This window comes from Verrucosispora sioxanthis, assembly GCF_010560025.1.
GTDB classification, from domain to species: domain Bacteria; phylum Actinomycetota; class Actinomycetes; order Mycobacteriales; family Micromonosporaceae; genus Micromonospora; species Micromonospora palythoicola.
In genome coordinates this window covers 1-20,039 of the sequence record NZ_SAIY01000007.1, presented here as the reverse complement: position 1 = coordinate 20,039, position 20,039 = coordinate 1, and the positions used below count along the sequence as shown (strand labels likewise).

At 72.1% G+C, this 20,039-nt stretch carries 21 protein-coding genes; 11 read left to right on the top strand and 10 right to left on the bottom strand.

Features of this window, described 5'->3' with window-relative positions; all coding sequences use genetic code 11:
* Positions 1-26 precede the first annotated feature (26 nt).
* Positions 27-458 (bottom strand): ASCH domain-containing protein, encoded by a 432-nt coding sequence (locus tag ENC19_RS20260; RefSeq protein ID WP_164448703.1) that lies wholly within the window; start codon positions 456-458, stop codon positions 27-29.
* A 117-nt stretch (positions 459-575) separates the two neighbouring features.
* Here ENC19_RS20260 and ENC19_RS20255 point away from each other — a divergent pair, with 117 nt between their 5' ends.
* Positions 576-1,091 (top strand): alpha/beta fold hydrolase, encoded by a 516-nt coding sequence (locus ENC19_RS20255; protein WP_164448702.1) that lies wholly within the window; start codon positions 576-578, stop codon positions 1,089-1,091.
* Positions 1,092-1,191: 100 nt separating this feature from the next.
* On the opposite strand, the gene ENC19_RS20250 is transcribed toward ENC19_RS20255, so the two are convergent.
* Entirely contained in the window at positions 1,192-1,743 is a 552-nt protein-coding gene (locus tag ENC19_RS20250) for a phosphoribosyltransferase family protein (RefSeq protein WP_164448701.1), read from the bottom strand.
* 179 nt (positions 1,744-1,922) lie between these two features.
* Between ENC19_RS20250 and ENC19_RS20245 the strand changes: the two genes are divergently transcribed.
* The 4 genes from ENC19_RS20245 (at position 1,923) to ENC19_RS20230 (ending at position 6,251) form a co-directional block, all read left to right on the top strand.
* Positions 1,923-2,552, top strand: a complete 630-nt coding sequence (locus ENC19_RS20245) for a septal ring lytic transglycosylase RlpA family protein (RefSeq protein WP_164448700.1) — start codon at positions 1,923-1,925, stop codon at positions 2,550-2,552.
* A gap of 100 nt (positions 2,553-2,652) precedes the next feature.
* A complete protein-coding gene (locus ENC19_RS20240; RefSeq protein WP_164448699.1) occupies positions 2,653-3,780 on the top strand; it encodes a PP2C family protein-serine/threonine phosphatase in 1,128 nt (375 codons plus the stop codon).
* A gap of 145 nt (positions 3,781-3,925) precedes the next feature.
* Complete coding sequence (locus ENC19_RS20235) at positions 3,926-5,782, top strand: acyl-CoA dehydrogenase (protein ID WP_164448698.1); 1,857 nt, start codon at positions 3,926-3,928, stop codon at positions 5,780-5,782.
* 199 nt (positions 5,783-5,981) lie between these two features.
* Complete coding sequence (locus ENC19_RS20230; protein WP_043961115.1) at positions 5,982-6,251, top strand: DUF6458 family protein; 270 nt, start codon at positions 5,982-5,984, stop codon at positions 6,249-6,251.
* Between the two features lie 28 nt (positions 6,252-6,279).
* Here the strand turns inward: ENC19_RS20230 and ENC19_RS20225 are convergent, their stop codons facing one another.
* Positions 6,280-6,819: a SixA phosphatase family protein gene (locus ENC19_RS20225; RefSeq protein WP_164448697.1), complete on the bottom strand. Its 540-nt coding sequence runs from the start codon at positions 6,817-6,819 to the stop codon at positions 6,280-6,282.
* 117 nt (positions 6,820-6,936) lie between these two features.
* Here ENC19_RS20225 and ENC19_RS20220 point away from each other — a divergent pair, with 117 nt between their 5' ends.
* Positions 6,937-7,221, top strand: coding sequence for a DUF6458 family protein (locus tag ENC19_RS20220; RefSeq protein WP_164448696.1), 285 nt, complete (start codon positions 6,937-6,939; stop codon positions 7,219-7,221).
* 73 nt (positions 7,222-7,294) lie between these two features.
* On the opposite strand, the gene trhA is transcribed toward ENC19_RS20220, so the two are convergent.
* Positions 7,295-7,972: a PAQR family membrane homeostasis protein TrhA gene (gene trhA / locus ENC19_RS20215; protein ID WP_164448695.1), complete on the bottom strand. Its 678-nt coding sequence runs from the start codon at positions 7,970-7,972 to the stop codon at positions 7,295-7,297.
* Positions 7,973-8,078: 106 nt separating this feature from the next.
* On the opposite strand from trhA, the gene ENC19_RS20210 reads away from it, so the two are divergent.
* Genes ENC19_RS20210 through ENC19_RS20200 form a run of 3 tightly spaced genes read left to right on the top strand, consistent with a single transcriptional unit; the run spans position 8,079 to position 10,343 of the window.
* On the top strand, positions 8,079-8,756 hold the full coding sequence (locus ENC19_RS20210; protein ID WP_164448694.1) for a 5-oxoprolinase subunit B family protein: 678 nt from the start codon (positions 8,079-8,081) through the stop codon (positions 8,754-8,756).
* The gene (locus ENC19_RS20205; protein ID WP_164448693.1) at positions 8,753-9,610 is read left to right on the top strand and encodes a 5-oxoprolinase subunit C family protein; all 858 of its coding nucleotides are present in this window, start codon (positions 8,753-8,755) and stop codon (positions 9,608-9,610) included. Before ENC19_RS20210 ends, ENC19_RS20205 begins: the two co-directional genes overlap by 4 nt.
* Positions 9,594-10,343, top strand: coding sequence for a LamB/YcsF family protein (locus tag ENC19_RS20200; RefSeq protein ID WP_164448692.1), 750 nt, complete (start codon positions 9,594-9,596; stop codon positions 10,341-10,343). Before ENC19_RS20205 ends, ENC19_RS20200 begins: the two co-directional genes overlap by 17 nt.
* A 29-nt stretch (positions 10,344-10,372) precedes the next feature.
* Here the strand turns inward: ENC19_RS20200 and ENC19_RS20195 are convergent, their stop codons facing one another.
* Positions 10,373-12,208, bottom strand: coding sequence for an NHL domain-containing thioredoxin family protein (locus ENC19_RS20195; protein WP_164448691.1), 1,836 nt, complete (start codon positions 12,206-12,208; stop codon positions 10,373-10,375).
* Between the two features lie 212 nt (positions 12,209-12,420).
* On the bottom strand, positions 12,421-13,161 hold the full coding sequence (locus ENC19_RS30455) for an LppU/SCO3897 family protein (protein ID WP_235944958.1): 741 nt from the start codon (positions 13,159-13,161) through the stop codon (positions 12,421-12,423).
* Between the two features lie 843 nt (positions 13,162-14,004).
* Between ENC19_RS30455 and ENC19_RS30450 the strand changes: the two genes are divergently transcribed.
* Positions 14,005-14,262, top strand: coding sequence for a hypothetical protein (locus tag ENC19_RS30450; RefSeq protein WP_235944957.1), 258 nt, complete (start codon positions 14,005-14,007; stop codon positions 14,260-14,262).
* Positions 14,263-15,234: 972 nt separating this feature from the next.
* Here ENC19_RS30450 and ENC19_RS29370 read toward each other — a convergent pair.
* The 4 genes from ENC19_RS29370 to pdhA all read right to left on the bottom strand — a co-directional run bounded on the left by ENC19_RS29370 (position 15,235) and on the right by pdhA (position 19,232).
* Positions 15,235-15,372: a hypothetical protein gene (locus tag ENC19_RS29370; protein ID WP_165521953.1), complete on the bottom strand. Its 138-nt coding sequence runs from the start codon at positions 15,370-15,372 to the stop codon at positions 15,235-15,237.
* 217 nt (positions 15,373-15,589) lie between these two features.
* Complete coding sequence (locus tag ENC19_RS20185) at positions 15,590-17,062, bottom strand: dihydrolipoamide acetyltransferase family protein (RefSeq protein ID WP_164448895.1); 1,473 nt, start codon at positions 17,060-17,062, stop codon at positions 15,590-15,592.
* A gap of 5 nt (positions 17,063-17,067) precedes the next feature.
* Positions 17,068-18,057, bottom strand: coding sequence for an alpha-ketoacid dehydrogenase subunit beta (locus ENC19_RS20180; protein WP_164448690.1), 990 nt, complete (start codon positions 18,055-18,057; stop codon positions 17,068-17,070).
* Positions 18,057-19,232, bottom strand: coding sequence for a pyruvate dehydrogenase (acetyl-transferring) E1 component subunit alpha (pdhA, locus tag ENC19_RS20175; protein ID WP_164448689.1), 1,176 nt, complete (start codon positions 19,230-19,232; stop codon positions 18,057-18,059). The genes ENC19_RS20180 and pdhA overlap by 1 nt, the downstream gene beginning before the upstream one ends.
* Positions 19,233-19,752: 520 nt before the next feature.
* Between pdhA and ENC19_RS20170 the strand changes: the two genes are divergently transcribed.
* A partial coding sequence (locus tag ENC19_RS20170; protein WP_208020962.1) for a hypothetical protein occupies positions 19,753-20,039 on the top strand: 287 nt, incomplete at its 3' end.

Below are 20,039 nucleotides of genomic sequence, written 5' to 3'. Positions count from 1 at the left end.
CGGCGCGGGACTGCGAGCCGGATGGCTCAGGTGCCGAGGTCGCCGGTGGCGATGCCGCCGGCTCCGGCGGACACCAGACGGAAGCGTACGCAGACGATCTGGCTGTCGTCGGTGACCGGGGTGCCGACGCGAGCCCAGTAGGCGGCGTGTCCGGCCCGCCACTCCTCGATCGAGCGGTCGCCCTCGCCCTCGGCGCGGGCGAAGTCCCACGGCACCTCGGCGAACCGGGTCACCTCGACGCTGGTCACCTCGACGACGGCCACCAGCGAGTCGGCGTCGTCCACGAGGACCAGCCGCTCGCCGACGTGCTCAAGTTCCTCGTCCTCCTCGGCGTACTCGTCGAGCAGGCCGGCGGTGGCGGTCTTGACGCCACCCAGCACCAGGCTGTTGAGGCGCGACCGCAGGTCACCGGGGGTGCCGAGGGCTAGTGCGCGGAGACCGCCGATCCGTGGCCACATCCTGTCGAGGCTACCGCCCGGACCCGGCGCGACATCGCCGACGTTCCCGGTGCGCCGAGCCGGCCCGCGGGGGTGCGATTGGGGGTACGGTCGATGGCCGACGACAAGGAGATGTCCATGGCGGACCGACGCGCGGTGCTCATCCCGGGACGCGGGTACGACACCCGGTACCCCCTCTTCCTCTACCTGGGCGAGGCGCTGCGCCGGGTCGGTTTCGGGCTGCACGGGATCTCCTGGCAGGTGCCGGAGCACTTCGACATCGACACCATCGGCAGGTGGGTGTGTGATCAGGTCTCCCCGACCCTGACCGAGCGGACGGACCTGCTGGTCGGCAAGTCGCTCGGCACCCTCGCCGCGCCCCTCGCGGCAGGGCGGGGGCTGCCCGCCGTCTGGCTCACCCCGTTGCTGCACCGGGGTGACCTGGTCGACGCGCTGCGCCGGGCCACCGCCCCGTTCATCCTGGTCGGCGGCACCGCCGACTCGTCCTGGGACGGCGGGGTCGCTAGGCGGCTCACCCCGCACGTGTTGGAGATCCCCGGCGCCGACCACGCGCTGATGGTGCCCGGGCCGCTGGCCCGCTCCGCCGAGGCGCTCGGCCAGGTCTGCAGCGTGGTCGAGGACTTCGTCCGCTGACCCCCACCTCGATCCCTCACCCCGTTGATCATGAAGTTGTAGTCACGCCACGCCGAAGTGAGGGGCAACAACTTCATGATCAGCCGGATCGGCCGGGGGTTCAGGTGGGGAGGTCGGGGGTGGTTAGGAGGGCGGTCAGTCGTAGGTCGGCTGCTACTGCCGGCGGGCAGGTGGCGATCACGGCGGCGGTGCCCACCGGGTCGGCGCCCCGGGACGCGCAGATGTCGTAGACGGCGCGTACCTGGGCGGCGGTGTCCACCCAGTCGTCGACCACCAGTACCCGGTCTCCGGGACCCAGGTGCCGGTCTCGCACCGCGAGGTCCACCCGGCGACCGCGAAAGTCGGGGGGACTCTGCGCCCAGGTCAGCGAGCCGGTGGGCAGCCGTCCGTCACCGGGCTTGTGTGCTGCCACGAACCCTACGCCGAGAGCGGTGGCGGCCAACGGCCCGAGCAGGAACCCGGTGACCGCCGGGGACACGACCACCGTGGGTCGAGTGGCCCGGAACGGCGCCACCAACGCCGGCCCCAGCGCGGCGAGCGTCCCCGGATCCCGCCACCACCCGGAGGTGTCGCTGACCAGGTGACTCGCCCCCGGACCGGGATCGACCCACTCGAACAGCTCGACGAGACGTCTTCTCAGCTCAGCGGGCATGACACCATCCTGCGCCAGGCACCTGCCGGACACCCGCCCGCCCGGCCCACGCCGGATCGGATGATCGGCTGCACGTATAGCCACAATTGCGGGCATAGCGCCATGATCACGTTGACTTCGGAAGTGCTTCTCTCGTTATGGTCCGACCCGGTTTGACCCGCTGAGAAAGGACCGGGCTGGTGGCTGGTAGGCACTCCCGTACCCGCAGGTTCACCTCGCCGGCCGGGCTCACGGCCAGCGCCGTGGTGGCGGTCGCGCTCGCCGTCGGCGGCACCGTAGGTGCCGTTCGGCTGACCGCCGAGTCGGAGCCGGTGCGACCGGCCGCGATCGACCTGTCGCCCACCACCGCGACGAGTGTCCCCGCTTCGCCGAGCGCGTCGCCGACCCCCGGCGTCAGCGCCTCGCCGAGCCCGACGGCCCGCCCGAAGCCGAGCCGCACCGCGCAGGCACCGTCCCGCAGCAAGCAGCGTACGGCCAGCCCGAAGCCGAAGCCGACGGCCAAGAAGACGACGGCCCGCCCGGTGGTCGACACCGGCTCCTGCGGTGCGTCCTTCTACTGGCAGGGTCAGCTGACCGCCAACGGCGAGACGTTCGATCCGGAAGGCTTGACGGCCGCCCACAAGACCCTGCCGTTCGGCACGAAGGTGCGGGTGACGAACCCGGCCAACGGCGAGTCGGTCACCGTTCGGATCAACGACCGTGGTCCGTTCATCGAAGGGCGCTGCCTGGACCTGGCGCGGGCCGCGTTCGCCGAGATCGCGTCGCTCGACCTCGGTCACATCGAGGTCCGCTACGAGGTGCTCGGCTGAGCCGGTGCAGCGTCGGGATCGGCTCCGGCTCCGGCTCCTCGCGACAAGATCCGTCTGGTCCGAGGGGCCTGGCTCATTCTTTCGCTCACCTACATCGGGCATGCTGTCGGATGTACGCACGCAACTCCTCCAGCCGGGCCGCGGCCCGCTGAGCCCCGGATCCCGCGCCGGCCTCGGCGCGGCCCTCGTCCTGCTCGCAATCGTCTCGGCGGTCGAGTTGGCGGACGGCCGTACGGCGAACTACATCGCGCTGATGGTCGCCGCGCCGTTCCTGGCCGCCGCGCTCGCGTCGTGGCGGATCGTGCTGGGCGTTGGTGCGGCCGCCTCCGTGCTGGGGGCGACCTTCGCCCTGGCCGAGCGGACGGTCTCGCTCTCCACCGCGGTCGCGGTGGCCGGCATCGCGCTGGGCACAGGCATCGCGGGGGCGGTGGCGGCAGTACGGCAGCGGCAGGCGGAGCAGATCGCCGAGCTGTCGAAGCTGGCCATGGTCGCCCAGCAGGCGGTGCTGCGTCCGCTCGGTCCTCGGGTGGGCGCTCTTTCCGTGGCTGGCCGGTACATCTCGTCAACCGCCACGGCCGAGATCGGCGGCGACCTCTACGAGGCGATCGAGACCCCGTACGGCGTTCGGATGATCATCGGGGACGTGCGCGGCAAGGGCCTGGAGGCGGTCCGGCTGGCGAGCATCGTCCTGGGCTCGTACCGGCACGTGGCGTACGAGCGGGCCGACCTGCGGGCCGTGGTGGCGGATCTCGACCGGGCGGTGGCGCGCAACGTCGGCGACGAGGACTTCGTCACCGCCGCCCTGGTCGAGGAGCGCGGCGGCACGCTCACCATCGTCAACTGCGGGCACCCCGCACCGCTGCTGCTGCGCCGGGGCGCGGTGATCTCTCTTGAGCCACCTGCGCCGGCGCCTCCGCTGGGGTTCATGCCCACGGTCCGGCCGAGGGTCGAACGGCTGGAGCCGGGTGACCGGTTGTTGCTGTTCACCGACGGGCTGGGCGAGGCCCGGCGGGACGGCGAATTCTTCCCCACCGCGGACCGGGCCTGGCGGCTGCTCGGCCACGGTACGGTCGGCGACGGCCTCGCCTCGCTGGAGACCGCCCTCGTCGAGTGGGTGCACGGCCGGCTCGACGACGACATCGCGCTGGTTCTCATGGAGTACACCGGCTCACCTGGCAAGACGACGGCGGCGGTGCCGAGCTGGGAGGTCGGCGCCGCCGAAGGGTGAGAAATCGAGGGGAGGGGGCCGGCGGACCCGAACGGCAGGTGTGTAATGCCTGTCACTGGCGGAACCGGCTTGTCGCTGCCTACCCGCGAGTAATAGAGTCAGGGTTACTGATCGGTAACACCTGTCCGGAAGCGGGGCCAGCGAGATGACCCACTACAAGAGCAACCTTCGGGACCTCGAATTCAACCTGTTCGAGGTGTTCGGGGCGGACCGGGCGTTCGGCCAGGAGCCGTACTCCGACCTCGACGTCGACACCGCGCGGAGCTTCCTCGCCGAGGTCGACCGGCTGGCTCGACAGGACCTGGCCACCAGTTACCAGGACAGCGATCGCAACCCGCCGGTCTTCGACCCGGCCACGCACACCGCACCGCTGCCGGAGTCGTTCAAGAAGTCGTACCGGGCCTTCATGGAGTCCGAGTTCTGGCGCCTGGACCTGCCCTCGGAGCTGGACGGAACCAACGCCCCCCGGGCGCTGTGGTGGGCGCTCGCCGAGCTGGTGCTCGGCTCGAACGCGCCGGTCTGGATGTACGCCTCCGGCCCGTCCTTCGCGCACGTGCTGCACGTCGAGGGCACCGAGCAGCAGAAGAAGTGGGCCAAGCTCTTCATCGACCGGCAGTGGGGCTCCACGATGGTGCTCACCGAGCCGGACGCCGGCTCGGACGTGGGTGCCGGCCGGGCGCGGGCGATTCCGCAGCCGGACGGCTCATGGCACATCGAGGGCGTCAAGCGCTTCATCACCTCGGGCGAGCACGACCTGAGCGACAACATCGTCCACTACGTACTGGCCCGCCCGGTCGGGGTGGACGGTGTGGGCGGCCCGGGTACCAAGGGCCTGTCGCTGTTCGTCGTCCCGAAGTACCACTTCGACGAGAACACCGGCGAGTTGGGCGAGCGCAACGGCGTCTTCGCCACCAACGTCGAGCACAAGATGGGCCTGAAGGTCTCCAACACCTGCGAGATCACCTTCGGCGAGCACGGCGTACCGGCCAAGGGCTGGCTGCTGGGCGAGAAGCACGACGGCATCCGGCAGATGTTCATGATCATCGAATACGCCCGGATGATGGTCGGCACGAAGGCCATCGCCACCCTGTCCACCGGATACCTCAACGCCCTGGAGTACGCCAAGAACCGGGTGCAGGGCGCCGACCTGACCCAGATGGCGGACAAGACCGCCGAGCGGGTGACCATCACCGCGCACCCCGACGTGCGTCGCTCGCTGCTGCTGCAGAAGTCGTACGCCGAGGGCCTGCGGGCGTTGGTCCTCTACACCGCCACCTGGCAGGACAAGGTCGCCATGGCGGAGGCGGCCGGTGACGAGAAGGCCATCAAGCTCGCCAAGCGGGTCAACGACCTGCTCCTCCCGCTGGTCAAGGGCGTCGGCTCGGAGCGGGCGTACGAGCTGCTCGGGCACGAGTCACTGCAGACCTTCGGCGGCTCCGGCTTCCTCCAGGACTACCCGCTGGAGCAGTACGTCCGGGACGCCAAGATCGACACCCTGTACGAGGGCACCACGGCGATCCAGAGCCTCGACCTGATCTTCCGGAAGATCGTCCGGGACAACGGCAGGGCGCTGATGGCCGTGGCCGGCGAGATCCAGGAGTTCATCGCCACCGAGGCGGGCAACGGCCAGCTCAAGGAGGAGCGTCAGGCGCTCGGCAAGGCACTCGCCGAGATCCAGAACATCCTCGGCGTGATGACCGGCTGGTTGGGTGAGGCGCAGAGCGGGGACACCCGGGCGCTGTACAAGGTCGGGCTCGGCAGCCGCCGCTTCCTGCTGGCCCTCGGTGACCTGGTCGTCGGCTGGCTGCTGCAGAAGCAGGCCGACGTGGCGCTGAAGGCCCTCACCGGTGAGGTGACCGCGGCGGACAAGGCGTTCTACACCGGAAAGGTGGCCGCCGCCCGATTCTTCGCCCGCGAGGTGCTGCCCCGCATCGGCGCCGACCGGCGCATCATCGAATCCACCGACCTAGACATCATGGACCTCCCCGAGGAAGCCTTCTAACACCCACCCCACCCCACTCCACTCCCCGTCTTGTTGATCATGAGGTTAGCGGCGAAGTTGATCTCCAGAACTGCCGCTAATCTCATGATCAACGGGTGGTCGGTGGGGGTTGGGTGGGGGTAACTGGGGGGTGGGTGGGTATGCGTGGCGGGCCAGTCCGAGTACGCCCAGAGCAACCGCACGGGGGAGTGCCGCGCACATGGGCATTGGTAGTGGGATCTTCCTGATCGCGATCGGCGCGATCCTGACCTTCGCCATCCGGGCCAACGTCTGGTGGGTCGACCTGCGGGCGGTCGGCTGGGTCTTCATCCTGGCCGGGCTGGCCGTGCTGCTCACCACGCTCTGGTTCTGGCAGGACCGGCGCAAGCGGGCCCGAACCCTGATCGTGGAGGAGAACCGGCTTTCGCATCCGACCGCGATGATGCCGCCACCGCCCGATCCACCACCACCGACCGCGCCACCGAGCTGAGCGACCACATACACCGCACGTGGCCCTGCTAGCCGCGTGCGGTGTGTCGTGTCTCGATCCGGGCCGTGCCGCGGCTCAGTTCCGCCCAGGGCGCGGCCGTACGGTGCACCACGAGGCCACCGGTACGCAACCCCTCCGGATCCGCCCGGACCGGATCGAGCAGTTCGGACAACAGTGAGACACCCGGGTTGTGGGCGATCAGCAGGACCGTCGTCGCGGTAGGTGCCACCTGTCGGAGCAGGTGCAGCAGATCCTCCGGGTGCGCCTCGTAGGCGTCCGGCTCGTAGCGGATCGCCGGAGCCGGGCCGGCCGGCCCGCTCTCCGGTGATGCGCCGGTGATGCCCGACTGGACGTCGTGCCATGTCTGTCTGGTTCGTACGGCCGCCGAGCAGAGCACCACGTCCGGCAGCAGCCCCTGCCGGGCCAGCCACGCCCCGGCCGCCGTGGCGTCCGCCCGGCCGCGAGCGGCCAACGGACGTTCGACGTCGGGACGGTCCGTGGTGGGCGGTTCGGCCTTGGCGTGCCGCAGCAGCACCAGTGTCCGCTCGTGTGGCGGGCTGTCCGTCATGTCTCCAGCTTGCCCGATTGGCGATCTCCGTGCCGGGGTAAGTCGGTCGGTGCCGCAACCTCATCCGTGGCCGCGGCGGAGTGGAATGCCAGCTTCGATAGCCAAGGAGACGACGAGATGGGCATCGGTGGCAGTATCTTCCTGATCGCGCTGGGTGCGATCTTCGCGTTCGCCGTGGAGGCGGACCTGGGCTGGCTCAACCTGAGCGTCGTCGGCTGGGTGCTGATGCTCGCGGGTGTCGCCGGGCTGATCGTGACCCTCTACTTCTGGAACTCGCGTCGCCGTGCGGTCGTTGCGCCGGTACGCGAGGAACGGGTGGTGGCCGAGCGTGCCGTGCCGGTCCGGGACGACCGGGTGGTCCAGGAGTACCGCGAGGTGCGCCGGCCCGGTCCCACGATCTGACCCGCACCCGACGGACCCAGTGGGGGTGGTGAGCGACGAGGCTCACCACCCCCGCTGTCGTCGTGCTCCGGCTTCAGGCGAACAGTGCGAAGTAGATGGCGATGTGGTGGCAGATGGCGGCGACCAGGGTGCAGGCATGGAAGAACTCGTGGTGGCCGAAGACGGTGGGCCACGGATTGGGGCGGCGCAGCGCGTAGAAGACCGCCCCCACGGTGTAGATCGCGCCGCCCACCGCGAGCAGCACCAGGGCGGTGACGCCGCCCTGGTGCAGGATGTCGGGCAGCATCGCCACCGAGACCCAGCCGAGGGCGACGTACAGCGGCGCGGAGATCCACCGGTTGGCGTGCGGCCAGATCAGCTTGAGCGCCACGCCGCCCAGGGCGCCGCCCCAGACGATCGACAGCATCATGACGGCGGACCGGGTCTCCAGCAGCAGCAGGCAGAACGGTGTGTACGTGCCGGCGATGAACAGGAAGATCATCGAGTGGTCCATCCGGCGCATGACCGCGTATCCGCGGGTCGACCACACCCGACGGTGGTACAACGCGCTGGTGCCGAAGAGACCGCAGACGGTGAAGCTGTAGACGGCGGAACTGATCAGGGGGGTCCAGCCCGGGCGGGTGGCGGCGATCGAACAGAGCACGATGCCGCAGACCAGGGCGACAAAGAAGGCGTACGTGTGCAGCCAGCCGCGCATCCGGGGTTTCCCGATGTCGACCGGCTTGAGCCGGGGGCGTGCTGAGGTGGTCACGCCCATAGGTTACGGCAGCGTAGGTTACTTTCGGGTAGTGCAACTGGTCACGCCGTCCGACAAGTGGCCGACGCGGACGTTTCCGCTCGTCCGGGAGGATGGCGGGATGCGGATCAGAACGGTCGGCACCCAGGCACTCCTGCTCGACCTCGCCCGGCCGGAGCACGCTGGCGCCGCCGGACCGGTAACCGACGTGGCCGCCGTCGTCGAGGCGTGGCGGGCCGAGCTGTGGCGCCGCCGGGAACTCGGCGAACTGGTCGCCGTCGAGATCGTGCCGGCCGCCGCCACCGTGCTGCTCGACGGCGTACCCGACCCACCGGTCACCGCTGCCCGGATCGCCACCTGGACCACCACCGCGCCACCTGCCGAAAGGGCCGCGAGTGTGCCAACCGCCGGCGCACCCGCCCGTCTCGTCGAGGTGCCCGTGACCTTCGACGGGGAAGACCTGGCCCGGGTGGCCGATCACTGGCGCACGGACGGACCCGGGGTCGCACGTCGCCTGCGGGTCACCGAGTTCCAGGTCGCCTTCTGCGGCTTCGCACCCGGCTTCGGGTACCTCACCGGGCTGCCCGCCGAACTGGCGGTGCCCCGACTGCCGACACCCCGGCCACGGGTGCCGGCCGGCTCGGTCGCGCTTGCCGGCCCGTACGCGGGCATCTACCCCACCGCGTCCCCCGGCGGTTGGCTGCTGGTCGGACGCACCGAGGTGACCCTCTTCGACGTGACGGCGGACCCGCCGGCCCTGCTCAGTCCCGGCACCCGGGTCCGGCTGGTGGACCGGTGAGCGGCCTCCTCGAAGTGCTCCGGGCCGGGGCGTTGACCACGGTGCAGGATCTCGGCCGGCCGGGCTGGGCACACCTCGGCGTACCCCGTTCCGGTGCCCTCGACCCGGCGGCGCTGCGCCTGGCCAACCGCCTGGTCGGCAACCCGGAGCAGGCGGCCGGGCTGGAGATCACCCTGACCGGCTGCGAGCTGCGACCCACCCGGGCCACCACCGTCGCCGTGGTCGGTGCCGACGCCGACGTGCGGGTCGGCCAGCGTCCCGGCGACACCGGTCGCCCACTGGCCGTCCCACGCGGGGCGGTGCTGCGCATCGGTCCCGCCCGACGGGGCCTGCGCTGCTGGCTCGCGGTGGCCGGTGGCATCGCCGTCGCACCGGTGCTCGGCAGCCGCTCCACCGACACCCTCGCCGGGCTCGGGCCGGCCCCGCTACGCGACGGCGACCAGCTGCCGCTGGGTGCCCCCGCCGGCCCGCCCGCCCCCGTCGACCTCACCGTGCCGGTGGCGTACCCGACGGAGCTGCGGCTCAACGTACGACTCGGACCCCGGCACGACTGGTTCACCCCGGCGGCACTGGACCGGCTGCTCGGCACGGCGTACCAGGTGAGTCCGTTGAGCAACCGGGTCGGCGCGCGCCTGAGCGGCGCGCCGCTACCCCGCTCGGTCGCCGGGGAGCTGCCGAGCGAAGGACTCGTGCTCGGCGCGGTGCAGGTGCCGGCGGACGGTCAACCACTCGTCTTCCTCGCCGACCATCCCACCACCGGCGGATACCCGGTCATCGCGGTGGTGGCGGACGTGACCCCGCTCGCGCAGGCCCGCCCAGGCACTACGGTGAGATTTCATGGACCTCAACGCTGACCTCGGCGAGGGCTTCGGCATCTGGCGTCTCGGCGACGACCAGGCCCTGCTGGACCTGGTCACCTCGGCCAACGTCGCCTGCGGCTTCCACGCCGGCGACCCGGCCACGATGCGCCGGGTCTGCGCCGCCGCCGCCGAGCGGGGAGTCGCCGTCGGAGCCCAGGTCGGCTACCGGGACCTCGCCGGCTTCGGCCGGCGACACATCGAGTACGAGTTCGCCGAGCTGCGTGACGAGGCGCTCTACCAACTCGGGGCGCTCAACGCCTTCTGCCGGGTGTACCGCACCCGGGTGCGCTACCTCAAGCCGCACGGGGCGCTCTACCACGCGGCGGCAAGCGAGGAACTGCCGGCGGCGGCCCTGCTGGCCGCGATCGAGGATTACGACCCGGAGCTGCCCGTCCTCTGCCCACCCGGCTCGGTCCTCGCCCAGCTCGCCCAGGGCGCCGGGATTCGGGTGGTGGCCGAGGGCTTCGCCGACCGCAACTACCTGCCCAACGGTCGACTGGTACCGCGTACCTCCCCGGACGCGTTGGTCACCGACCCGCAGGAGGTGGCCCGCCGGGCGGTGCGGATGGCAACCGAGCGGGTCGTGGTCACCGTCGACGGCGGTACGGTCCCGTGCGTGGTGGAGTCGGTCTGCCTGCACGGCGACAGCCCCGGCGCGGTGGCCGCCGCGGAACTCGTCCGCGCCGCCCTCGTCGACGCGGGCGTCACCCCCGCCCCGTTCGCCTGAGGCGCGAGGCGGAGCACCGTGGGCGGGCGTCAGCCGGCGTCCATGCCGCGCAGGACCAACGGCAGCCGGCCGACGCCGCCGTCGACCACCCGCACCGGTACGCCCCAGTCCTGCCGGGTGAGGTGGCAGGCCGCGTGCTCCACATCGGCGTCACAGGTGGCTGCCTGGGCGGTGACCTGAAGCACCCCGTCGGGCACCGATCCGTCGATCACCAGCCGTCGGGACAGCTCCGTGCCGGTGCCCGCCCCCTCGACCAGCAGCTCCGGCGGCGACGCCGAGACGACGAGCCGGGTGGACGGTCCGAAGGTGTCGTCCAGCTTCTGCCCGGGGGCCGGGGTGAAGACGACGTCCAGCACCACCTCGCCCGCGCTCAACTCCGTCGGCCTGCGCTCGGTACGGTGCCGGGGACCGTCGACGGTCTCCGCGCCGGCCGCCGAGAGCGCACCGGGAGCCAGCCGGGTGATCCGATGCGCCGCCGACTCCACCACCAGCACCGCGCCGTCGGCGGTGAGTACCAGGTCGCTGGGCTCGGCCAGACCGGCGGCGACGGTGGCGACCCGGTCATCGGCCGGGTCGTACCGGCGTACCGCGCCGTTGTAGGTGTCGGCGATCAGGACCGAGCCGTCGGGCAGGGCGCAGACGCCGAGCGGATGCTGGAGCAGGGCCTGCGCCGCCGGCCCGTCCACGTGCCCGAAGTCGAACAGGCCCTGACCCACGGCGGTGCCCAGGACACCGTTCTCGACGTAGCGGATGGCGCTGGTCTCGCTGTCGGCGACCCACAGCCGGCTGCCGTCGGTGGAGACGGCGAGCCCGGACGGTTGGGCCAGCCACGCTTCGGCCAGTGGCCCGTCGCGCAGCGCCTCGACCGTCGTGCCGGCGTACATGCCGGCGGTGCGCTTGATCGGGTCGAACCACCAGAGCTGGTGGATGCCGGCCATGGCGATGACGATCTTGTCGTCGTACCAGGCGAGATCCCAGGGAGAGGAGAGGTCGACCGAGCGGGCGTCGTGCGCGTGGTCGTCGACCGTCGACCGCCACTGCCGCCCGGTGCCGGCCACGGTGAGCACCTCGCCGGTGGCCAGCCGGACGCCCCGCAGCAGGTGGTTGACGGTGTCGGCGACCACCAGGTCGTAGCCGGCGACTTCGGCCACGTGCGGCGGCAGGGGACACAACCCCTGCGGCTCGGAGAAGGTCGCGGCACCGGCACCACCGTCGGTCCGGCCCCGCTCACCGGTGCCGATGGTCCGGACGACGGTCTCGGCGTCGGCGGCCAGCTCGACCAGGCGGTGCCGCGCCGAGTCGGAGACCAGCAGGCCGCCGTCGGGCAGGGCCACCGCCTTGCCGGGAAAGCGGAGGGTGGTCTCCGGCTCGGTGACCGGGACGTACGGGCCGTCGCCCCGGTGCAGCGTGCCCTTGGCCTCGTGGGTGGCGATCAGGTCGTCGATCAGCCGGGCCAGCCCGTCGGCGTGGCCCTCGCCCGCCATGGTGGCCACCACGTACCCCTCCGGGTCGATCACGGCAAGGGTCGGCCAGGCGCGGGCCGCGTACTGCTGCCACATGTCGAGTTCGGGGTCGTCGAGGACGGGGTGGTGCACGCCGTACCGCTCGACGGCGGCGGCCAGCGCGTCGGCGTCCTTCTCGTGCTCGAACTTCGGCGAGTGCACACCGATCACCACGAGGACGTCGGCGTACTTCTGCTCAAGGGGACGCAGCTCGTCGAGCACGTGCAGGCAGTTGATGCAGCAGAAGGTCCAGAAATCCGCAATGACGATCTTGCCCCGGAGGTCGGCGAGCGTCAGCCGCCGCCCGCCGGTGTTCAACCAGGCTCGACCCCGCAGTTCGGGAGCCCGCACGCGTGCACTCATGACCCCATCGTGCCCTACCGGCTGACGCCCACCAGCGTGAAGGGGTGGGCCGGCGCGGCGACGGACACGGATTGCGGCAACGCGGGCCCTCACGCCGGCCGGACGCCGCGACGTGCCGCGAACTGGGAGCTTGGCCGGCGGGCAGGGCGAGCCCCGAAACAGCGGCGGCGGGGTCACGGACGAGCCGTGACCCCGCCGTCGGGTAGGCCGGCTCAGCCGCCGGTCGCCTCCTTGAGGCAAAGCACCGGGTTGGCGGTGGCGCCACGGAGGTCCACATGCGGCATGGCCGGGTCGGGGCACTTGTCCTTCGACTCGACCTTGGACACCACGCTGAACGCCTCCGGTTCGGCGCAGTCGGCGGCCACCGCGGTGCTGCCGGAACGCTTGACGCACGAGCCGATCGGCGGGTCGAAGGCGTTCGCGTCGTCCGACCCGCCGATCATGCCGAGCAGCATCAGCAGGCCGAGCGGAATGGCCAGGATGAGCACGGCGGCGACCAGTACCGCGGCGAGTACCCGTCCGTTGCGTACCTTCGGTGCCGGGGTTTCCGCAGCCGGTTCGGCGACCGGCTTGAAGGCGTCGAAGCGGCCCTGCTCCGCCTCGCCCGATCCGCTGCCCGGACCCGGGCTCCACGGCGGTGCGGACTGCGGCGGCGGAGGGTACGCCGGATTGTGCTCGCCGCCCGGCTCGGACCGGAAGGGGGCGCCGTAGGTGCCACCCGGGCGCTCGGACGGCCCGCCGAACGGGTCGTTGCCCGGCGCACCGAACGGGTCACGCGGCGCGCCGCCGAACGGGTCGGCCGGGCGGTCCGGCTCGGGGTGCGGCCGTACGCCGTTGACCGGCCGGTTGGCTGGCGGCGCGTCGACGAAGGACGGAATGCCCGGCGGGAAGGGAGGTGGGGCAGCCGGCGACGCCGGAGCGGCCGGACCGGCGAAGGCATTGGGCCCGCCCATCGGCGGCTCCCGGTCGGCGAAGCGGGGCTCCGGGGTCGGCTCGTACCGCTCCGGGCCCTGATCGCCGCGCGCCGCGCCGGGTCCACGTCGAACCGACCGGACCCTGGTCGAAGCGGGCACCAGCGGCTGCTCGTCGTGCTCCGGTGCCGGCCCTCGGTGTGCTCGGTGCGGGCCGGCCGGCCGTACACCCGTGGTTGTGGCGCGGGCGAACCGGCCGGGCGAACCGGGTGGTCGGCCGGGGGCATGACCCGACTGGACAGTGGCACGGAGGCGCTTGCCGCGACAGCACCGCCGGCCGGCGACGCGGGCCGGCCCTCGGCCTCGGGAGAGGTACGGGGCGCCGGGATCGCCGGGGACTGCGCTTCGTCGTGTCGGGGCTCAGGGTGACCCCAGGCCGGGCCACCGGCCGACCCGGCCGGGTCGTCGTTGAACGGCGGGGGCTGCGCGAAGTCCGCGGGCGGCGTGGCGGCCAGGCTGGCACCCGGCACTCGCTGCTCCTGCGGCGGCAACGGCACCATGTTGGCCGGGGAGATGCCCGGTGCGGGTGCCGGCTGATAGACCGGATCGTCGGACCGACCCGGATCGGGCTCGGTGTTGGTTCGGGGTGCGTCGGGCTCCGCGGCCGGCTGACCCCACGCCTCTCCGGGCGCCCACGGCTGGATGTCGGGCATGGCGCTTCGGTCGGCGGCGGTACAGGACGGAGCGGCTCGGCGGACGGGCTCCAGGACGCGGCGGCCCGGCAGCCGGGTTGCCGCCAGCCCAACCGGGCGACTCCTCCCGGGCGGGGGTGGCCCAGTCGGGCTGCGACGGCCGGTCACCGCCCGCGTGCCAGCCCTCCACCGGTTGGTCGCTGGCCCATCCGCCAGCAGGTTCCCGCCGCTGGCCGGCCGCCCAGCCGGGCTGCTCCGACTGCTCGGCGGGCCACGCCTCGGCGTGGGACGACCCGTCGGTGGGCCGCTGCTGCTGACCCGCGTCGGCGACGGGCACCTGAGCGCTGGCCCGGGCCGCCGGCTCGCGGGCGGGCGTCGGCTGGTCGTTCTGCGCCCAGGCCGGCTGGGGCGGCTCGGGCTGACCGGGGTCGAGGACCAGCCGGGGGTCTGATCGTCGCTGCGGGGCACGCCGGCCCAGTCGGGCTGCTGACCGCCCCAGCCGCTGGGCGCTGCCGAGTTGGACTGGCCCGCGCCGGCTGACCGCTGGCCCAGCCCGGCTGGCTGGTGGTCCAGTCCGGTTGGCCTGCCGGTGGTTGACCGTTGGCGCGGTCGGGCTGGCCGGCGGCCGGCTGGTTCGGCGTCCACTCTGCCGGCTGCGCGGTGTCCGCAGTGGCGGGCTCGGTGGCCCAGGCGGGCGCGGTCTGGTCGCCGTTCGCCCAGGCTGACCCCTCCGATGTGGGCGGACCGGCCGGCGCCCAACCCGGGGTCGGCTGCTGCGGCTGGTCTCCCGGGGTGCCCAGGGCTGCTGGCTGCCGGCGGGCTGGTCCCAGTTGCCGGGCACGGCTTCCGCCTGACGGGTCGCCTGGGCGCTGCCCCACGCGTTGCCCTGCTGGTTCGCCCACGCTGGTGCGGACGTGTCCGGGCGGGCGGGTGGTGGCGGAGCCCAACCGAGGTCGGGGGCGGATGCGCCGTACCCGTTGTCCTGCTGAGTCGGACGGTCGCCGTACGGCGCCGGTCCGCCGCCGCCCGGCGGCGCCTCGTCCGGCTCCTGGCCGGGGCGGTGCGGGCCCTCGGACGTCATGCGTGCGCCTCCTCCATCACATGTCGGCCGCCGTCGCCGATGGTCTCGGCAGGGCAGCCGGCGGTGCCGGCGTACCGGCGATGCCGGCTCCCCGCACCGTATCCCGGTAGCCGCTGGTGGGCTTCCGGGGAGCTTCGATCGTCACTGTCCGTCGCCGGGCGGTGTCGAGGTGCTTCTATCGCCTCGGCCTGCCCCGAGCGCGGACGACGACCGAGCCCCACCGTACCGGGCGCTGCGTCGGGGCGGTATCCCGGTGTCAGCGGCCGGTCGTAACGCCGACGACCCGCCCGGTGTGCCCGGGCGGGTCGTCGATCTGGAGGAGGCGGATAACGTCGTGTGGCGTCAGTGCATGTGACGCTGGGCGATGGCGAGGATCTCGTCGCGGACCGCGGGCGAACTGGCGGAGCGCAGGGCCCGCTCGATGGCACGGGCGCGGCGGTTGGCGTCGCGGCGGTTGCGGATTCGCTCGATCATGCTCATGGTGTCTCTCCTCCTGGCTATTCGGTTGTCGTCCCGTCGTCTCTTCAATTGAAGCGCAGTGGGGCCGGATTTTCCAGCGATTATTAGGTGAGCTGAGCCACCAGCCTACGAATCTTAGGTTGGCAACCCGCGTCGGCAACCTTTTCTTCGTCCAACGGAAACGGCCGGTGCGCCGGGCGGCAACCCGTGGCACACCGGCCGTAGCCGTACGGACGCGTCAGGTCCAGGCGAGCAGCGCCGCCTCCGGATCGGCGAGGAAGTCGCCCACGTCACGGAGGAACTTCGACCCCAGCTCACCGTCGACGATCCGGTGGTCGAAGGAGAGGCCGAGCGTGGTGACCAGGCGCGGCTTGACCTTGCCCTTGTGGACCCAGGGCTGCTCGCGTACCGCACCGAACGCCAGGATCGCCGACTCACCCGGGGGCAGGATCGGCGTTCCGGTGTCCACCCCGAACACCCCGACGTTGGTGATGGTCAGAGTGCCGCCGGACATGTCGGCCGGCGAGGTCCTGCCGGCCTTGGCGGTCTGCACCAGGTCGGTCATCGCGTCGGCCAGCTCACGCAGGGTCAACCGGCCAGCGTCCTTGATGTTCGGCACGATCAGGCCGCGTTCGGTGGCCGCCGCGATGCCGAGGTTCACGTACTCCTTGACGACGATCTCGTCGCCGGCCCAACTGGAGTTGACCATCGGGTGCCGCCGGACCGCCAGCAGCACCGCCTTGGCGACCAGCAGCAGCGGCGAGACCCGCACGTCACGCCACTCCCGCCGCCCGCGCAGCCGGTCCAGCGCCTTCATGGCGCGGGTCACGTCCACGGTCAGGAACTCGGTGACGTGCGGGGCGGTGAAGGCCGAGCGGGACATGTTCTCGGCGGTGAGCTTCCGTACGCCCTTGACCGGGATGCGCTGCTCGCGATCCGCGCCGAAACTCGCGGCCGAGCTGACCGGGCTGGTGACCGTCAGCGGCTCGGTCGCCGCCGGGGCCGCCGCCCGTTGTACGTCCTCCCGGGTGATCGAGCCCGACGGGCCGGACCCGGTGAGCGTGCTCAGGTCGACCCCCAGGTCCTTGGCGAGCTTGCGCACCGGCGGCTTGGCCAGCACCGGTCCGCTGCTCCGGCCGTTGCCATTGACCGCCGGAGGCGGGGGCTGCACCGGTGCCGGGACGACCGGCACCGGGCTGTGCTGGACCGGTGCGGCCGGTACCGCCGCCGGTGCGGAAGCGGCCGGAGCAGCGCCCTTGCGGGGGCGACGCTTCGCCGCCGTGGTACGCGGGCCGTACCCGACGAGAACGGCGGTACGGCCACCCGGGGCTGGACCACCGATCAGGCCCGGCTCGACCGCACCCTCGGTCGGCGCGACCTCGACGGCGGCCAACGACGCCGCCGACGGGGTGGGCAGGTCAGTGGCTGGCGCACCGGTGGTGGACTGCTCGACCGGGCCGGCGCCCGGTTCGGTGTCGATCGCGATGATCGGGGTGCCGACCTCGACGGTCGAGCCCTCCGGGTGGAAGATCGCCTGGACCTGGCCGGCCCACTTCGCCGGGATCTCCACGGCCGCCTTCGCCGTCTCCACCTCGACGATCGGCTGGTTCAGCTCGATCGTGTCGCCCACCTTGACCAGCCAGGCGAGGATCTCGCCCTCGGTCAGACCCTCGCCCAGGTCGGGCAGGTTGAATTCCTTGATCCGCGACATGCCGCTCACCAGCCGAAGGTGCGGTCGACGGCGTCGAGCACCCGGTCGAGGTCGGGAAGGTACTCCTCCTCCACCCGGGCCGCCGGGTAAGGGGTGTCGAAGCCGGCCACCCGCAGCACCGGCGACTCCAGCGAGTAGAAGCACTCCTCGGTGATCCGGGCCGCGACCTCCGCACCCATGCCTAGGTTGGACGGCGCCTCGTGCACCACCACCGCGCGACCGGTACGACGCACCGACTCGTACACCACACCGAGATCCAGCGGGGAGAGCGTGCGCAGGTCGATGACCTCCAGGTTCCGTCCGTCCTCGGCAGCGGCGGTCGCCGCGTCGAGGCAGGTACGCACCATCGGGCCGTACGCGAGCAGGGTGGCGTCGGTGCCGGCCCGCGCGACCCGGGACGCGTGCAGCGGGTACGCCTCGGACAGCGGGGCGTCCAGGTCGACCGGCCCCTTCTCCCAGTAACGCCGCTTCGGCTCCAGGAAGACGATCGGGTCGTCCGAGGCGATGGCCTGCTGGATCATCACGTACGCGTCCTGCGGGTTGGCGCAGGAGACCACCTTCAGCCCGGCGGTGTGCGCGAAGTACGCCTCGGGCGACTCGGAGTGGTGCTCCACCGCGCCGATGCCGCCGCCGAACGGGATCCGGATCACCATCGGGATGTTGAGCTTGCCCCGCGAGCGGTAGTGCATCTTCGCCACCTGCGACACGATCTGGTCGTACGCGGGGTAGACGAAGCCGTCGAACTGGATCTCGCAAACCGGACGGTAGCCCCGGATGGCCAGGCCGACCGCGGTGCCGATGATGCCGGACTCGGCCAGCGGGGTGTCGATCACCCGCTGGTCACCGAAGTCCTTCTGCAACCCGTCGGTGATCCGGAAGACGCCGCCGAGCTTGCCGACGTCCTCGCCCATGATGACGACCTTCGGGTCGTTCTCCAGTGCCTTGCGCAGGCCGGCGTTGAGGGCCTTGCCGAGGGTGAGCGTCTCCGTGGCCATCAGTGCGCGCTCCCCTCGAACGACTCCAGGTACCGGCTGAACTGCGCGCGCTGCTCGTCGAGCAGCGGCGACCCGTTGGGGTAGACGTGGTCGAACATCGTGTCCGGATCCGGGTTCGGCATGGCGAGCACCCGTTCACGCAGGTCCACCGCCTCCCGGCGGGCCTGCTCGTCGACCTCGCCGAAGAACCCGGCGTCGGCGATCTTCTCCCGCTCCAGGAACGCCTTCATCCGGGCGATCGGGTCCTTGGCCTGCCACGCCTCGACCTCGCTGGCGATCCGGTAGCGGGTCGGGTCGTCGGAGGTGGTGTGCGCGCCCATCCGGTAGGTGTACGCCTCGATCAGGCTCGGGCCCTGCCCGTGCCGGGCGTTGTCCAGCGCGTGCCGGGTCACCGCGTACGTGGCCAGCACGTCGTTGCCGTCGACCCGGATGCCGGGGAACCCGAAGCCGGCGGCCCGCCGGTAGAGGGGGATTCGGGTCTGTCGCTCCAGCGGCTCGGAGATGGCGTACTGGTTGTTCTGGCAGAAGAACACCAGCGGTGAGTTGAACACGCCGGCCCAGACGAACGCCTCGTTGACATCGCCCTGGCTGGTGGCACCGTCGCCGAAGTAGGCGATCACCGCCTCGCCGTCGTCGGTGCCGGTCTTGCCGTCCATCGCGACGCCCATGGCGTAACCGGTGGCGTGCAGGGTCTGCGCCCCGATCACGATCGTGTACATGTTGAACTTGAACTCGTTCGGGTCCCAGCCACCCTGGTCGACCCCGCGGAACAGGCCCAGCGGCATGATCGGGTCGATGCCACGGCAGTAGAGCACGCCGTGCTCGCGGTAGGTGGGAAAGGCCATGTCCTGCGTACGCAGCGCCCGGCCGGAACCGACCTGCGCCGCCTCCTGGCCGAGCAGGCTCGCCCAGATGCCCAGCTCGCCCTGCCGTTGCAGGGCCGTCGCCTCGGCGTCCAGCTTGCGGACGAGCACCAGGTCGCGGTAGAGGCCGCGGTACTCCTCGTCGGTGAAGTCGACGCGGTACTCGGTGCCGTCCGGGCCGGTCACGCTCTCGATCCGCTCGCCGGAGGGCGTGAGCAACTGCACCAGCTCCGGATCGCCGGTGGTGGCCTTCCTGGATCGGGGTGCGGCTCGCCGGCCGCGGGCCGGGGCCCCGGGGTCGCCCTTTGCCATCCGTCTCTCCCTGTCGTGTCTGCGTCGGCACCGGGGGGTCACCCGGCCGCGCGACTCGTGCGCCCGTCCCGGCTGGTGCCGGGATGGTTCCTGGCGGCCGCGCCTGACCCCGGTAGGGGTTGCCGCGCGGCATGAGCCGGATTCTGGCCGAACCCGGTTCGGGAGCGCCGGTGCCCAGTCGCGCCTACCGCGTGGGTGCGCGGAGGTCGCGGCTGCGCTGCCGCCGTGACTCCAGTTTCGCATCAGAGGTGAGGCGTCCCACACCCCGCCCGCCCCGCATCCGGTGGCCAGCCCGCTTCGTTACCCGAAGTGCCGCAGTGTCGGGTCGAGCGACTCGCGGCCGTTCCGGTGGTGGTTCGTCACCATTCGGCCAGATACGCGTGTCGACACGCGGTGTGGTCTTGGCTGACGCAGAGTCACTGCCCCAGGCTGATCGCGCGGGTCGGCTCCAGCTTCCGAAAGGCCCGCGAGGGCGCCCGGAGGGCGGCTTCGACCAGGGGTGACGACGAGGGGGTGCGTGGTGTCCGAACCAGGTGAAGGCCCCGGTGCGCCGATCCTCGGCCGGCATCGGGCGCCCGGCTACCGGCGCGTGGTGGGTGCGCACCGGGCCGTGCGTACCGCGGGGCCCACCCGGGGCTATCTGCTGACGGTGGCGCTGCTCGCGGGCACCGCCTCGATGCCGGTCCTCGCCGCGATCAGCACCGGCTCCGCGACCGTCGGCAGTACGGCGCTGCCGGACGGCAGCACGCCGTTCATCCCGACACCCTCGGTCGGACCGGTGGTGGTCCCACCGCCACCCAGCGGCTC

Coding starts and splice junctions, on each gene's coding strand:
- ENC19_RS20225 (WP_164448697.1), bottom strand. CDS start 6,819: ATGACGGACAGCCCGCCACACGAGCGGACACTGGTGCTGCTGCGGCAC.
- ENC19_RS20240 (WP_164448699.1), top strand. CDS start 2,653: ATGCTGTCGGATGTACGCACGCAACTCCTCCAGCCGGGCCGCGGCCCG.
- ENC19_RS20230 (WP_043961115.1), top strand. CDS start 5,982: ATGGGCATTGGTAGTGGGATCTTCCTGATCGCGATCGGCGCGATCCTG.
- ENC19_RS20255 (WP_164448702.1), top strand. CDS start 576: ATGGCGGACCGACGCGCGGTGCTCATCCCGGGACGCGGGTACGACACC.
- ENC19_RS20195 (WP_164448691.1), bottom strand. CDS start 12,208: ATGAGTGCACGCGTGCGGGCTCCCGAACTGCGGGGTCGAGCCTGGTTG.
- ENC19_RS29370 (WP_165521953.1), bottom strand. CDS start 15,372: ATGAGCATGATCGAGCGAATCCGCAACCGCCGCGACGCCAACCGCCGC.
- ENC19_RS30455 (WP_235944958.1), bottom strand. CDS start 13,161: ATGGGCGGGCCCAATGCCTTCGCCGGTCCGGCCGCTCCGGCGTCGCCG.
- ENC19_RS20185 (WP_164448895.1), bottom strand. CDS start 17,062: ATGTCGCGGATCAAGGAATTCAACCTGCCCGACCTGGGCGAGGGTCTG.
- ENC19_RS20180 (WP_164448690.1), bottom strand. CDS start 18,057: ATGGCCACGGAGACGCTCACCCTCGGCAAGGCCCTCAACGCCGGCCTG.
- ENC19_RS20250 (WP_164448701.1), bottom strand. CDS start 1,743: ATGCCCGCTGAGCTGAGAAGACGTCTCGTCGAGCTGTTCGAGTGGGTC.
- pdhA (WP_164448689.1), bottom strand. CDS start 19,232: ATGGCAAAGGGCGACCCCGGGGCCCCGGCCCGCGGCCGGCGAGCCGCA.
- ENC19_RS20220 (WP_164448696.1), top strand. CDS start 6,937: ATGGGCATCGGTGGCAGTATCTTCCTGATCGCGCTGGGTGCGATCTTC.
- ENC19_RS20200 (WP_164448692.1), top strand. CDS start 9,594: ATGGACCTCAACGCTGACCTCGGCGAGGGCTTCGGCATCTGGCGTCTC.
- ENC19_RS20210 (WP_164448694.1), top strand. CDS start 8,079: ATGCGGATCAGAACGGTCGGCACCCAGGCACTCCTGCTCGACCTCGCC.
- ENC19_RS20235 (WP_164448698.1), top strand. CDS start 3,926: ATGACCCACTACAAGAGCAACCTTCGGGACCTCGAATTCAACCTGTTC.
- ENC19_RS20260 (WP_164448703.1), bottom strand. CDS start 458: ATGTGGCCACGGATCGGCGGTCTCCGCGCACTAGCCCTCGGCACCCCC.